The organism is Chthoniobacter flavus Ellin428 (assembly GCF_000173075.1).
Lineage (GTDB): Bacteria > Verrucomicrobiota > Verrucomicrobiia > Chthoniobacterales > Chthoniobacteraceae > Chthoniobacter > Chthoniobacter flavus.
The window spans coordinates 294,923-308,509 of sequence record NZ_ABVL01000001.1; the positions used below are offsets into that span (position 1 = coordinate 294,923).

At 62.0% G+C, this 13,587-nt stretch carries 10 protein-coding genes; 7 read left to right on the plus strand and 3 right to left on the minus strand.

The features are described from left to right. Positions 1-40: 40 nt before the first annotated feature. The 5 genes from CFE428DRAFT_RS01195 to CFE428DRAFT_RS01215 all read left to right on the plus strand — a co-directional run bounded on the left by CFE428DRAFT_RS01195 (position 41) and on the right by CFE428DRAFT_RS01215 (position 10,269). The gene (locus CFE428DRAFT_RS01195) at positions 41-1,585 is read left to right on the plus strand and encodes a glucose-6-phosphate isomerase (RefSeq protein WP_006977581.1); all 1,545 of its coding nucleotides are present in this window, start codon (positions 41-43) and stop codon (positions 1,583-1,585) included. After that, on the plus strand, positions 1,585-2,292 hold the full coding sequence (locus CFE428DRAFT_RS01200) for a histidine kinase (RefSeq protein ID WP_006977582.1): 708 nt from the start codon (positions 1,585-1,587) through the stop codon (positions 2,290-2,292). Before CFE428DRAFT_RS01195 ends, CFE428DRAFT_RS01200 begins: the two co-directional genes overlap by 1 nt. A gap of 17 nt (positions 2,293-2,309) precedes the next feature. Beyond that, on the plus strand, positions 2,310-3,692 hold the full coding sequence (locus tag CFE428DRAFT_RS01205; protein WP_049975520.1) for a sigma-54-dependent transcriptional regulator: 1,383 nt from the start codon (positions 2,310-2,312) through the stop codon (positions 3,690-3,692). A 58-nt stretch (positions 3,693-3,750) separates the two neighbouring features. Further along, positions 3,751-6,528, plus strand: a complete 2,778-nt coding sequence (gene glnD, locus CFE428DRAFT_RS01210) for a [protein-PII] uridylyltransferase (RefSeq protein WP_049975506.1) — start codon at positions 3,751-3,753, stop codon at positions 6,526-6,528. A 75-nt stretch (positions 6,529-6,603) separates the two neighbouring features. After that, complete coding sequence (locus CFE428DRAFT_RS01215) at positions 6,604-10,269, plus strand: lipocalin-like domain-containing protein (RefSeq protein WP_006977585.1); 3,666 nt, start codon at positions 6,604-6,606, stop codon at positions 10,267-10,269. A 127-nt stretch (positions 10,270-10,396) separates the two neighbouring features. Here CFE428DRAFT_RS01215 and sufT read toward each other — a convergent pair whose 3' ends face one another. From sufT to CFE428DRAFT_RS01230, 3 genes are read right to left on the minus strand one after another with little or no spacing between them, the layout of a single operon-like run. Beyond that, positions 10,397-10,951, minus strand: a complete 555-nt coding sequence (sufT, locus tag CFE428DRAFT_RS01220; RefSeq protein WP_006977586.1) for a putative Fe-S cluster assembly protein SufT — start codon at positions 10,949-10,951, stop codon at positions 10,397-10,399. 3 nt (positions 10,952-10,954) lie between these two features. After that, entirely contained in the window at positions 10,955-11,449 is a 495-nt protein-coding gene (locus tag CFE428DRAFT_RS01225) for an iron-sulfur cluster assembly scaffold protein (RefSeq protein WP_006977587.1), read from the minus strand. Positions 11,450-11,458: 9 nt separating this feature from the next. Then, entirely contained in the window at positions 11,459-12,007 is a 549-nt protein-coding gene (locus CFE428DRAFT_RS01230; protein ID WP_006977588.1) for a rhodanese-like domain-containing protein, read from the minus strand. 85 nt (positions 12,008-12,092) lie between these two features. Here CFE428DRAFT_RS01230 and CFE428DRAFT_RS01235 point away from each other — a divergent pair, with 85 nt between their 5' ends. Then, entirely contained in the window at positions 12,093-12,725 is a 633-nt protein-coding gene (locus tag CFE428DRAFT_RS01235; protein WP_006977589.1) for a phosphatidylserine decarboxylase family protein, read from the plus strand. A gap of 10 nt (positions 12,726-12,735) precedes the next feature. Beyond that, entirely contained in the window at positions 12,736-13,584 is an 849-nt protein-coding gene (pssA, locus tag CFE428DRAFT_RS01240) for a CDP-diacylglycerol--serine O-phosphatidyltransferase (RefSeq protein ID WP_006977590.1), read from the plus strand. The last annotated feature ends 3 nt before the right edge of the window (positions 13,585-13,587 follow it).

The following is a 13,587-nucleotide window of genomic DNA, read 5'->3' on the forward strand; positions in this document are numbered from 1 at the left end:
CACTCGACACGCCCCTTCTGATTTGTTCGCATCGCTCGCTATGAGTTCACTTTGGGATCGCTACCAGAAATATCTGCTTCGCAACGAGAAGCTCGGCTTCTCGATCGACATCAGCCGCATGCGCTTCGGCGATGACTTCCTGCCGAAAATGGAACCGCTCGCTCAAAAGGCCTTCGCGAGCATGAAAGACCTCGAAGCCGGTGCCATCGCCAACCCGGACGAAAAACGCATGGTCGGCCACTACTGGCTGCGCGCCCCGCAACTCGCGCCCCAGCCCGAGCTGAAGGCCGAGATCGAGAACTGCAACAAATCCATCCGCGACTTTGTGCAGCAAGTCTACGCCAGCGGCCGCTTCACCGACGTGCTGGTCATCGGCATCGGCGGCTCCGCGCTAGGCCCGCAATTCGTCGCCGACGCCCTCGGCACGGATGACGACAAGCTGCGCCTGCATTTCTTCGACAACACCGATCCCGACGGCATCGACCGCACGCTCACCAGCCTGCAGCATCGGCTGGAGCACACCCTCGTCGTCGTCATCTCGAAATCCGGCGGCACGCCCGAGACGCGCAATGGCATGCTCGAAGCGCAGGCCGCGTACAAAAAAGCGGGGATCAATTTCGCCAAGAACGCGGTCGCCGTGACCGGCGCCGACTCCACGCTCGACAAGGTCGCGCTGAAGGAAGGCTGGCTCGCTCGTTTCCCGATGTGGGATTGGGTGGGCGGCCGCACTTCGGTGATGAGCGCCGTGGGCCTCGTGCCCCTTTGGTTGCAGGGCCTCGACATGCAATCGCTCCTCGATGGCGCCGCCGCGATGGACGAATGGACGCGCACATCGGAGACGCTGCAGAATCCTGCGATGTTGCTCGCGCTCATGTGGCACTATGCCGGCAACGGACGCGGGGCGAAGGACATGGTCGTGCTGCCTTACAAGGATCGGCTCGCGTTGTACTCGAAGTATCTCCAGCAGCTCGTCATGGAATCGCTCGGCAAGGCGCTCGACCTCGACGGCAAGGAAGTGCACCAGGGCATCGCCGTCTATGGCAACAAGGGCTCGACCGACCAGCACGCCTATGTGCAGCAGCTCCGCGATGGCGTGCACAATTTCTTCGTCACCTTCATCGAGGTGCGCAAGGATCGCGCCGGCCAGTCCATCGAAGTCGAGCCGGGCGTCACCTCGGGCGATTTCCTGCAGGGCTTCTTGCGCGGCACCCGCGCGGCGCTCTACGAGGGTGGACGCGATTCGCTCACCATCAGCATCCCGGAAGTCACGCCGTTCCAGGTCGGCGCGCTCATCGCGCTCTACGACCGCGCTGTCGGTTTCTACGCTACGCTGGTCAATATCAACGCCTACCATCAGCCCGGCGTCGAGGCCGGCAAGAAAGCCGCCGCCACCGTGCTCAAGACGCTGACCCGCGTCCGCGGCTCGCTTTCGGCTACCGCGCAGACGGCCAGCCAGATCGCCACCGCCTTGAGCGAAGACCCGGAAGCGGTTTTTCATGCGCTCAATCACCTCGCGGCAAACGATTCCCGGGTTCGGAAGCAGTCCGGCGGTGCGCCGGGCTCCGATACATTTCTACTGGCCTGATGCCGAAATCCACGCAGACGACTACCTCGACAGACAGTGTTTCCGTCCCATTCCCGCGAATCACGGGGATGGTGCGGCAACTCACGCATGATGTCCGCAACGGATTGAACAACGTCGACCTCCAGGCGGCATTCTTGCAGGAGATCGTGACGGATCCACAGGCGGTGCCGGAGATCAAGCGTCTGCGCGGCATGGTGACCGACGCCGCGAAAATGCTGCAGGCGTTTTCCGCCATGTTCTGGCTGCCGGAGCCGAATCTTGTGACCTACTCGGCGGCGGTCTTCATCGAGGATTTCAGGATGCGCCTCGGCAAGATCCTGCCGGAGCAGGCGCCCGAGATCCAGTGGACGGTGAAGCTCGGCGACCAATCCATTTCCGTGGATATCGAGATGCTCTATCGCGGGCTGACGGAGTTCATCAAGAACGCCTTCCATTTCCGCGAAGGGCAGCGGCCGATCGAGGTCCACGTGGGCGCCGATGCCTGCCATCTGCTGATCGACTTGATCGAAAGCAAGACGTCCATCCCCTCGGCGCCCGAGGGCTGGGGGGTCGAACCGCTCAATTCCACGCGCCGCAGTGGATTTGGCATGGGCCTTTTCCATGCGCGCCAGGTGCTGGCTGCTCATCGCGGCGACGTGATGGCGACGTTCGATCCCAAGGCGGAACGGCTCACGACTCGTCTGTCGCTGCCGCTGGCCGCTCGCTGAAAATGGGTGCTCCCGCGGTGCGCTATAAAATAGTCGTCGTCGATGACGAGCGACCCGTCCTGCTCACGCTCGAGGCGTTGCTGACGCGCCACGGTTACGAACCGCAACTCGCGCACACCGCCACGGCGGGCCTGGCGATAGTGCGGAAGTCGAAGCCCGATCTCGTGCTGCTCGATCTCGGCCTGCCGGACGCGGATGGTCTCGACGTGTTGAAGGAGTTGAAGGCGGAGTTACCCCAATTGCCGGTGATCATCCTCACGGCTAACGACTCCCTGAGCAACGCCGTGGAGTCGATCAAGCAGGGCGCGTTTCACTTCATCTCCAAGCCCTACGCCGTCGAGGAATTGCTCAGCCTCATCACCCGCGCCATCGAGCAACGCCAGCTCCAGCGCGAGGCCGAGACGTTGCGCGAGGAAAAGCAGGAACTCTCCCGCCGACTGGCCCATGCCGAGCGCCAGCTCGCGCCGGTGGCCCAGAGCCGGTCCATGCGCAATGTGCGCGATCTCGTGGAGCGGTTTGCGCCCACGGATGCGAATGTGCTGCTGCTCGGCGAGAGCGGCGTCGGCAAGGAGGTCGTGGCGAATCAAGTCCACCGCCTGAGCCGGCGCGCGGATGGCCCGATGGTGAAGCTGAATTGCGCCGCCTTTCCGGCGAACATGATCGAGGGCGAGCTCTTCGGTTACGTGAAAGGCGCTTTCACCGGCGCCGTCGCGGATTTCCCGGGCATGATTGCCCAGGCGACCGGCGGCACGCTGTTCCTCGACGAGATCGCCGAGATGCCCGTGGAGTTGCAGACCCGCTTCCTTCGCGTCTTGCAGGAACGCGAGTTCCGCCGGCTCGGCAGCACGAAGACCATTCCGGCGAATTTCCGCCTCGTCGCCGCGACAAACCGCAACGCCGCCGAAGCCGTGCGCAACGGCACGCTGCGCCAGGACCTCTACTACCGGCTCAATACGTTCCAGATCGAGATTCCGGCCCTCCGTGAGCGCCGCGAGGATATCCCGGCTCTGGTCGCGGTGTTCCTGGCCCGATTTGCCAAGCAGATGGGCAAGCCGGAGCCGACGATTGCGCCGGAGGCTTTTGATCGGCTGCTCAACTACGACTGGCCGGGCAACGTCCGCGAGCTCCAGAACGCCATCGAATACAGCGTGGTGCTGGCCGATCAGGCACTCATCACCGTCAAGGAACTGCCGCGCGAGATCCAGCTCCCCGCCGCCCTGCATGAAGCCCGGGCCGCCAACGCCGCGGCTTCGTTAAATCTCGAGGACCAGGAAAGGCAGGCCATCCTCCAGGCGCTCACCCAGGCCCACGGCAACAAGAAAAAGGCCGCCGCCATCCTCGGTATTCATCGCCCCACGCTCTACAACAAGATGAAGCACCACGGGATTAATCTGAAGTGATTGCTTCTTGTTTCCAAACGGCTTTCGCCGCATGCTGTGGGGTTTCTGTCTGTCTCAGATGTCCACCCTGCCCACCACGCTCCGCCACCGCGAAAAGGTCCTCGCGCATGCCGAGCAACAGCTTCGTTCCCAAGGGGAGCTGAATTCGGCGGACCTGCTCTCCCTCTACAAGAAGTTCCTCAAGATCGAGAACCATCGCATCCGGCTGAAGCACTATAGCGGCGGGGGCGGACGCGAGATCTGCGCGCAGCGGGCCAGCCTCGTGGACATCGTCCTGCGGCATTTGCTCGAGGCGGCGGTGGAAGAGGCGGACCGCAAGACCCCGCTGCCCAAGCTGGCGCTGATCGCTCTCGGTGGCTATGGCCGTGGCGAACTGAATCCCTTCAGCGACGTGGACATCATGTTCCTGCACGAGGACTCGATGAAGGTGCTCGATTCGCGCCTCAACGACATCGTTCAGCACATCCTCTACATGCTCTGGGATGTCGGCTTCAAAGTGGGCCACTCCACACGTTCCATTTCCGGGGCGATCAAGCACGCGAATGAGGACATGCTGTCCAAGACCGCGCTGCTGGAGGCGCGCTTCATCGCGGGGCAGGAGGAGCTGTTCACGAAATTCAAGAACGCCTTCGTGGAGAAGTGCGTCGACAAGTATGTCGACGAATACATCAAGCAACGCGTCGAGAACCAGGCGGAGCGCCACGAGAAATTCGGCCGGACCGTTTATCTCCAGGAGCCGAATATCAAGAACGGCTGCGGCGGGCTGCGCGACTACCAGAATCTGCTCTGGATCAGCTACTTCAAGGAGCACGTCCAGACCACCGCGGGCCTGGTGGAAAAGAAGCTGCTCAACGAGGCCGAACGCCGCCAGCTCGATCGCGCCTACGATTTTCTCCTGCGCATCCGCACCGAACTGCACTATCTGAACAAGCGCTCGACTGATGTCATCATCATGAGCCAGCAGTTGCAGATCGCCAACAAGCTGAACTACCCGCAGAAAAATATCCTGCGCCGCAGCGAGGCCTTCATGCGCGACTATTACCAGCAGGCGCGGGTCATTTACTCGATCACCGAGCTGCTTTCCGAGCGTCTCTGCCTGAGCACCACGCGTTCGCAAAAGCGCAACGGTATCTTCGGCTTGCTCCGCAAATCGAAGCCGGTGAAGGGCGAGGAATTCGACGGTTTCTACAGCCAGGACGGGCTGATCTACGCCGATTCCTCGAATGTCTTCAACCAGGAGCCGTCGCGCATGATGCGCCTCTTCCAGCACATGCAGCAGCGTGGGCTGGAGCTCAGCCCGGAGCTGGCGCAACTGGTGCGCCGCCGCTTGCATCTCGTCGATCGCACGTTCCAGTACGCGCGCAATACCCGCGAGACGTTCCTCGCCATCTGCTCGCGCAAGGGGCAGGTCGGGAAAGTCTTCCGCGCCATGCACGAGGTCGATTTTCTCGGACGCTACATCCCGGAATTCGGCCAGCTCACCTGCCTCGTGCAGCACGAGTTTTTCCATCGCTACACGGCGGATGAGCACACGCTCGTCTGCGTGGAGAAGCTGGACATGCTGGTCGACACCAAAGAGGCGAAGTTCGCCGAGTATCGGAAGCTTTTCCAAAAGCTGGAAAATCCCGCGGTGCTGTATCTGGCGATGCTCCTGCACGACACCGGCAAGGCGGCGAATGCGCGCGTGCACGCCGAGGCCAGCGCGCTCTTTGCGCAAAAGGTCGCGCGTCGGCTGCAGCTTTCCGCCGAACAGCGCAAGGCGCTCGTCCTGCTCGTCGATAATCACATTCTGCTCTCCATGACTGCGCAACGGCGCAATCTGGAGGATCCCGCGACCATCGCGGAGTTCGCTTCCTTGATCAAAGACCAGGCGAACCTCGACGCGCTGATGCTGCTCACGCTCGCGGACGGGCAGGGGACAGGGGACGAAAATTGGTCGGACTGGAAGGAATCGCTGGTCTGGCATCTTTATCGCAGCACGACGCTGTATCTGGCCGATGGCGAGGCCTTCTATCGCCAGCGCACCATTGAGCGCGAGGGGCTGCGCGCCTTGGTTCGCAAAAAGCTCGCGGCGGAATACCGCGACGAGATCGACGCGCATTTCGAGCACATGCCGGATCGTTATTTCCAGACCTACACGGTTCCGGAGATCGCGGAACACATCCGGCTTTTCCGCGCCTTCCTCGAGACCCGCCATCGCGAAGACCAATCGCCGCTGGCGCCCGCCGTGAAATGGATCTCGCATCCGAACAAGGGGCACAGCGAATTTCTCTTCTGCGGCTGGGATCGCAAGGCGCTGCTCGCCCGCATCGCCGGTTCGCTCTCGATCGCGCAGTTGAACATTCTCAGCGCGGATGTCTTCACCCGCACGGACAACCTCGTGCTGGATATCTTCCGCGTTTGCAACACGAGCTTCGAGGCGGTGACCGATCCAGCCGAAACTGCCCTCGTCGAGAAACGCCTGCGCCAATCGATGGAGGACGAGAATTTCGACTTCACCGCGGCACTCGAAAAGTCCCGCAAGAAGCGTGGCTTCCAACTTTCGCAGGAGCTCGATTTCCCGACGCGTATCGTCATCGATAACGACGCGCACCCCGTCTATACGCTGGTCGATATCCAGACCCCAGACCGCCTGGGCCTGCTCTACCGTCTGCTGCGGGCCATCGCGGAAACGAACGTGCAGATCGCCCTTTCGCGTATCGCCACCGAGAAAGGCGCCGCCATCGACACCTTCTACGTGACCGATGTCGAAGGCCGCAAACTGCGTAGCGCCACGGCCATTGCGAAATTGCAAAAGGCCTTGCAGGTCGCTTCACAGCTCGGCTCGACAGTCTGACGGAGCAGTGAGAGTGAAAGTGAAAAGTGTCGCCGTAGCCACTTTCCACTTTCACTCTCACTTTTCACTGCTGCGATGCTTCGCCAATTTCCGCGCATCTTCCTCTGGCACGTTGTGCGCCATCTTCAGCGCCACCGCTTGCTCGCCGTGTTGAATGTGCTCAGCGTGGCGCTCGGCGTCGCGGTCTATCTCGCCATCCAGATCGCCAACCACAGCGCGTCGCGCTCTTTCGCGGCGGGGATCGATCTCGTGGCGGGCAAGGCGCAACTCGAAGTGCGCGGTGACGTCGACGAAACGCTTTGGCCGTTGGTTGCCCATCAGCCGGGCGTGAAAGCGGTGACCGGTCTCGTCGAAGGCAAGATCACCTTTCCCGATTGGCCCGGCGAATACTTGCAAGTGCTCGGCGTCGACCTCCTCACCGGGGAACCGTTCCGCACCTTCGACATCAACCAGCAGGGCAACAGTCCGCCCCTCGAGCAATGGATGGGCGAAGGGGGCCAGCTCGCGGTGCAGACGGAATTCGCCCGGCGGCACGGCCTGAGAATCGGTGACCACCTGCGTGTGCTGGTCAATAGCGAGATCAAGAACGCGACCGTGGCCGCTTTTCTCAACAGCCGCGATGAAGCGGCCGCCATGCCGGCCAATTTCGCCGTGATGGATATCGGCTGGGCGCAGGAACTCTTCGGCCGGCAAGGCCATCTCTCTTCCCTGCAATTCCTGCTCGACGATGCGAGTCAGGCCAAGAGGGTGGCCGCACAACTCAACCAATTGCTTCCCCCGAGCCTGCACGCCGCGCCGCCGCGCCAGCGCAGCTACCAGATCGAAAGCATGCTCTCCGCCTTCCAGCTCAACCTGACTGCGCTCAGTATGGTGTCGCTGCTCGTTGGCGTCTTTCTCGTCTACAACACCATCTCGGCTTCCGTGGCTCGGCGACGCGTGGAGATCGGCATCCTGCGCTCGATCGGCGCGACCCGTTGGGAGGTGCGCGCCTTGTTCCTCGGTGAAGCGGGAGCCTTTGGTTTTCTCGGTGTGATCGCCGGCATGTTTGGCGGCGTGCTCCTCGCTCGCGTGCTCACCGGTGCGGTGGCCAAGACGGTGACGTCGCTCTACGTGCTGCTCAGCATCGACCGCACCTGGCTCGATCCCTGGCAGTTTGCCACCGCCGCGTTTTTCGGCATGGCCACCGTCATCGTCGGCGCGTGGCTGCCCGCTGGCGAAGCGGCCCGCGTCGATCCTGTGCAGGCCTTGAGCCTCGGTGCGCACGCCGAAGGCGCGGTGACCCGCATGCCGCGTCATGCCTGGTTCGGTCTCGGCGTTCTTTTGCTCGCCCTCGGCTCAGGCTGGCGGGCCTTGCACGGAGGAAGTCCAGCGTGGAGCTTCGCCGCGGCGTTTTTCGTGTTGGCGGCTTTTGCGCTGTTCGCCCCAATGACGACATGGTTCTTCGGCTTGCTGGCAGCGCGAGTCCGGCGCGCGGGCGTGATCTGGCAATTGGCCGCCGGTCACCTCCGCCAATCCATTCACCGCAATGCCGTCACCGTCGCGGCGCTCGGCGCCGCCATTGCCATGACCATCGGTCTCATGGTCATGATCTTCTCCTTCCGCACCAGCGTGGACGCGTGGATCCATCACGGCATCGTCGCTGATCTTTTCATCGCGCCCGCCTCCAACGAAGTCATCGGCCTCGAAGCCGCCGTCCCGTCAGCGGCCATCGAATGGCTACGCGCCCGCCCTGAAGTCCGCGCCGTCGACACCTTCCGCGAATTGGAGTGCTCATTTGCGCGACCGGATGGAAAGGCCAACACCGCCCGCCTCGCCGTGCTGCAAGGCGAATACCGCCACAACCTGAGCTTCGTTGGCGGTGACGACGAACGCAAAATGGCCCGCGTCTTTCACGATCGTTGCGTGGCCGTAACCGAACCCTTTGCGCGCAAGTTCGGTGTGCATGGGGGCGACCATCTGCAACTCACCACGCCGCGCGGTCCGGCGGATTTTGAAGTGGTCGGTGTCTACGCCGACTACACGCGAGACGAGGGACAGATGCTCATGGCGCGAAAGAATTTCGAGGAATGGTGGAATGACCCACCGGTGCAATCACTGGCGATCTATCTCCAACCGGGAGCGTCTGCGGACGCCCTGACCGATGCTTTCCGCCAACGCTTCAGCTCCGAAGGGGAATTCGCGATTTATTCCAATCGCAGTCTGCGCCAGCGCATCCTCTCGATTTTCGATCAGACCTTTGCCGTAACTTATGTGCTGCGCACGGTGGCGATTCTCGTCGCCATTGCCGGCATCTTTCTTTCTGTCACGACGCTCGCCGCCGAGCGCGAGCGCGAAATCGGCACCTTCCGCGCGGTCGGCGCTTCGCGTGCGCAGGTTCAAGGCCTGCTCATGACCGAGGCTGGCATGCTGGGGGCGATCGCCACGGCGCTTGGACTCGTCTCAGGCCTGCTGCTGGCCATGGTGCTCACTTGGGTGGTAAACCCCGCTTTCTTCGGCTGGACGATTCACTTGCGGCTGCCGTGGAGCAGCCTGCTCGCCACCTCCCCTGTGGATCATCCCGGCCGCGCTGCTCGCCGCGTGGCACCCGGCCTGGCGCGCGAGCCGTGCGGCCATCGCTACATCTGTTCGGGAGGAATGATCATGCGTTATCTCTCTTTCCTTCTCGTTCTCCTCAGTGCGCTGCAGGTCTCCGCCGCGGATTGGCGCCTGGCCCTCCCCGGCTGGCGATACGAGTTCCCTCGCGATCAGCACATTCATCCCGATTTCAAAACGGAGTGGTGGTATTTCACCGGTCGTCTCACCGATGACCAAGGAAACGTCTTCGGTTATCAGGTGACTTTCTTCCGCCAGGGGCTCCGCCCACCGGATGCTCCCAGTGGCACGACTTCGCGCTTCATTGTCAATGACCTGAAGTTCGCGCACTTTGCCATCAGCGACGTTCGTGGACAGCAATTCCACTTTCAACAAAAGCTCAGCCGTGGCGCTTTTGGTGAGGCGGGATTCAGCAATGGCAGCCGTCTCGCGTGGATCGACGATTGGTCACTGGAGCTCGCGCCCGATGGCACTTTCGCCCTCCGCGCCAGTAACGGCCCAACGACGCTGCAACTCCATCTGCAGAGCGCCAAACCGTTCGCCATTCAGGGCGAGAATGGCGTGAGCCAAAAGGCCGACGGTCCCGGTCACGCGTCTCATTATTTTTCCGCGACGCGTCTGGTCACGGGTGGCACGCTGAACATCGGTGGCGAGGCTCACACGGTGCAGGGCGAGAGCTGGCTGGATCGTGAATGGGCGAGCAACCAACTGACGACCAATCAAGTCGGCTGGAATTGGTTCAGCCTGCAATTCGATGACAACACGGAACTGATGCTCTACCAGATGCGCACGCGGGACGGCGGCCTCGATCCGAATTCCAGCGGTTCCTATGTCGCGAGCGACGGCACGGTGCAGTATCTGCGCCGCGAGGATTACCAGCTCACGCCGACGAAGTGGTGGACGAGCAAGGCGACGCAAGGCCGCTACCCGATCGCGTGGCAGCTCACCGTTCCCAAGCTGAATCTGCAGTGCGCCATCTCAACGCCATTGGAAGCGCAGGAGCTGGTGCTGAATCCGGTCGCTTATTGGGAAGGCTTGGTCGATCTGCAGGGCTCCCACGAAAGCCGCAGCGTACACGGCCACGGGTACATGGAACTGACCGGCTACGCCGGAGTGCTGGTCGGTCTATCGGAAGGCGCGAAGCGGTAGGGAAGGCCGTCTGCAACGGGATCCATCCAACCGCTCAGTCTGAATCCTTAATCCTTAATCTTATTCCTTAATCGTTAATCACCGGTCTTCACCCAAGGGCAGAGGGATTAAGGATTAAAAATCAAGATTAGATCAGCCCAAGCTTCATCTTGCCGGATTCGCTGATCATCGCCTGGTTCCACGGTGGGTCCCACACGAGTTCGACTTCGGCATCGCCGACGCCCGGCACGCCGAGCACTTTCGACTTTGCTTCGGAGGCGATCACCGGACCCATGCCACAGCCGGGAGCGGTCAGCGTCATCTTGATGTCGACCCGCGCGCCATTGCTGTCGCGCGGCGTGATCACGCAATCATACACAAGGCCCAGGTCCACGATATTGACCGGGATTTCCGGGTCGTAGCAGGTGCGGAGTTGATCCCACACCGCCTTCTCGTCGACCGGCACATTGGCGTCGGGATTCTCGCCGCCTTCCGCCTTCTTCGCGGCGCGTTCGAGGCCGAGTGCGTCGGCGTCTTCGTCCGCGATGCGGGCGAGACCCTGGTCCGTGGCGACGGTGTAGCTGCCGCCAAGGGCCTGGGTGATGAAGACATGCGTGTCCTTGGCCAAAGTGATTGTTTCGCCGCTCGGGATGCGGGTGGCCGCGCAATCGCGGAGCAGCGTTTTCTCAGTGTTTTCGTGCATGGGTTAGGAATTGGGCTTTTTCAAAACGACCTTCACCTTGCGCTCGGACGAGGTGGCGGCGTTGAGTTGATCGAAAAGGGTGGTGGCCCGTTCGGCGGGCGGGGGTGCAGGTTTGGCAGCTTCGGGCTGCGGTGCAAGCGCGGAACGCAGCGCGCCCTCGACAAGTTGCGCGCAGTGAATCTTCATCGGCGGCAGCGCCCCGAGCGGCGCGGAGAGGTCCTCGCCGGACATGGAAAGCGCCTCGTCGATGGTCTTGCCGGCGATCAGCTCCGTGGCCACGCTGGCCACGGCGATGGCGGTCTCGCAACCGAAGGTCTGGAACGTCGCCCGGTCGATGACCTTCTTGCCGTCCTGCTCCTTGAATTTCACCCACATCCGGAGCATGTCGCCGCAATCGGGACTGCCGACCGTGCCGACGGAATCGGCGTTCTCCATCTCCCCGAGGTTCTTCGGGTTGGCGATGGCGTCGTGGATGCGTTGTTGAAGGTCGTCGCTCATGGGTTTGGGCTACTCCAGTTCGTAGCGGGGCAGGTTATTGTCAACTTCCACGCTCCAGGCATCGATGCCTCCGCGCACGCTTTTCGCGTTCTCGAAGCCATGGCCGACGAAATAGGCTGCGGCGTCCATGCTGCGGGTGCCTTGGTGATCCATGACGGCCAGCAGCGCCCGCCGGTCGCCTTTCATGAGGATTTCCTGCATGAGCTCCTGGGTGAAAAAGATCGCCCCTTCGACGTGCACGGCGTCGTATTCCTCACGAGTGCGGACATCGACCAGCTTCGCTTCGGGATCGTTTTTCAGAGCCTCGGCCAGCTCGGTGGCCGAAATTTGCATCTTCTGGTCCTGATCGTGGCTGGTGAGGATGTGCTCGACCACCTCGGGGACGGACAGGGCATCATTCCGCGCACACACCCCCGCCAGCGTCTCGTCCGGCTGGAACCCGCAACTCGCGCATCCACCGATATGGTAGCGGCGGAAAAGCGCCCGCTGCGCGCCCGGGTAAAGCTGCAGCAGGTCGCGCATGGTGATTTGCGGGTCAATCGTGGTGGCGGTGGACATATCGGCACAAAGTAGCGGTGTCCGGCCCGGCTGACAAACGCGCACTTTACCGGACTGGCCCTGCCGGTTACCGTCCCGCCCTCTCATGCGTTTTCAGACTCTATTCGAAGGCCGCTGGATTTTCGCGGTCGTGATCGCTCTCGGCATCATCGGTGGCGTGCTCGGCTGGCTGTGGCTCGACATCATTTCCGTCCTCCTTCTGCTCTTTTGCATCAATTTCTTCCGCGACCCGGATCGTCCAATTCCCGCAGGAGATGAAGTGGTCGTCGCCGCGGCGGATGGCGTGGTGGCGGATATCGTCGAGATCGAAGAAGACGAAGTCCTGAAGACCCGTTGCCGGCGCGTGGGCATTTTCCTTTCGGTCTTCGATGTCCACGTGAACAAGGCGCCCATTGCCGGCAAGGTGACCTACCTCCAGCATCACCCAGGGCTCTATCTCGACGCCCGCAATCCCGAGTGCTCGGTGAAAAACGAGGCGCTGACCTGGGCGATTGAAGGTGCGAAGGCGACGTTGGTCATTCGCCAGATCACCGGGGCCATTGCCCGGCGGATCGTCCCGTGGTCGAAGGTGGGCGATACCGTGGAGAAGGGATTCCGCTTTGGAATGATTCGCTTCGGCTCGCGCACGGAGATATATTTGCCGATGACCGCGACCGTCGAAGTCAAGGTCGGTGACCGGGTGTCCGGCGCCCAGAGCATCATCGCCCGATTGGCCTAAAGACATTTCCATGAGCGAAAGCACCGGCCCGAAAATCTATCTCCTGCCGAATCTGATGACGGCGGGAAATCTTTTCTGCGGCTTTGCCGCCACGCTCAAGATTCTCGAAGGGGCCTTGATTCAGGCCAGTGCGCTTCCGGGGATGGGAGAGGCGATCACGGCGGCGGACAAAGCGGCGGCGGACAAATTTCACTTCGCCATCTGGTGCATTCTGGCTTCGTGCATTTTCGATGCGCTGGATGGCCGTCTGGCCCGTTTAGGCGGGCACGAGAGCCCTTTTGGCCGGGAATTCGATTCTCTGGCCGATATCGTCTCCTTTGGGGTGGCGCCGGCGCTGATGGTCTATCGCATCGTGCTGCACGAATTCCCAAATGTCGGCTGGCTCATCGCGTCGGTGTATCTCATCTGCGGCGCGCTCCGTCTGGCCCGTTTCAACTGCCTCGCCAGCGAGGATTCCGCCTCGGCGAACAAGGAATTCCGCGGCTTCCCGATTCCCGCGGCAGCCGGCGTCATCGCCTCCATTACCCTGTTCCTGCTGTGGATCGATGAAAGAGGCCGCGAGATCGGCCAGGGCAAATGGGTTCTGCCGCCACTGATGCTCTTCCTCGCCTGGATGATGTTCAGCGGATTCAAGTATCCCAGCTTCAAGGCGATCAACTGGCGCACGACCCGTAGTCTGCCGAAATTCATCGTTATCGCCTTCGTCCTCGCTGTGACCGTGGCCTACTACCAGTGGATGCCGGCGGTCATCTTCATCAGCTATCTGCTCTACGGTTTCCTCCGGCCCTTCCTCTCGCGCAAGATGAAGGAGGAGATCGAGGAAGAAGTAGAGGACGAAGACCCGCTGGAGAGCCCGTAGCCG

What these genes read in the sequence shown, in the direction of transcription:
- CFE428DRAFT_RS01195 (WP_006977581.1), top strand. Translation starts at nt 41, where the DNA reads ATGAGTTCACTTTGGGATCGCTACCAGAAATATCTGCTTCGCAACGAG.
- CFE428DRAFT_RS01200 (WP_006977582.1), top strand. Translation starts at nt 1,585, where the DNA reads ATGCCGAAATCCACGCAGACGACTACCTCGACAGACAGTGTTTCCGTC.
- glnD (WP_049975506.1), top strand. Translation starts at nt 3,751, where the DNA reads ATGTCCACCCTGCCCACCACGCTCCGCCACCGCGAAAAGGTCCTCGCG.
- CFE428DRAFT_RS01215 (WP_006977585.1), top strand. Translation starts at nt 6,604, where the DNA reads ATGCTTCGCCAATTTCCGCGCATCTTCCTCTGGCACGTTGTGCGCCAT.
- sufT (WP_006977586.1), bottom strand. Translation starts at nt 10,951, where the DNA reads ATGCACGAAAACACTGAGAAAACGCTGCTCCGCGATTGCGCGGCCACC.
- CFE428DRAFT_RS01225 (WP_006977587.1), bottom strand. Translation starts at nt 11,449, where the DNA reads ATGAGCGACGACCTTCAACAACGCATCCACGACGCCATCGCCAACCCG.
- CFE428DRAFT_RS01230 (WP_006977588.1), bottom strand. Translation starts at nt 12,007, where the DNA reads ATGTCCACCGCCACCACGATTGACCCGCAAATCACCATGCGCGACCTG.
- CFE428DRAFT_RS01235 (WP_006977589.1), top strand. Translation starts at nt 12,093, where the DNA reads ATGCGTTTTCAGACTCTATTCGAAGGCCGCTGGATTTTCGCGGTCGTG.
- pssA (WP_006977590.1), top strand. Translation starts at nt 12,736, where the DNA reads ATGAGCGAAAGCACCGGCCCGAAAATCTATCTCCTGCCGAATCTGATG.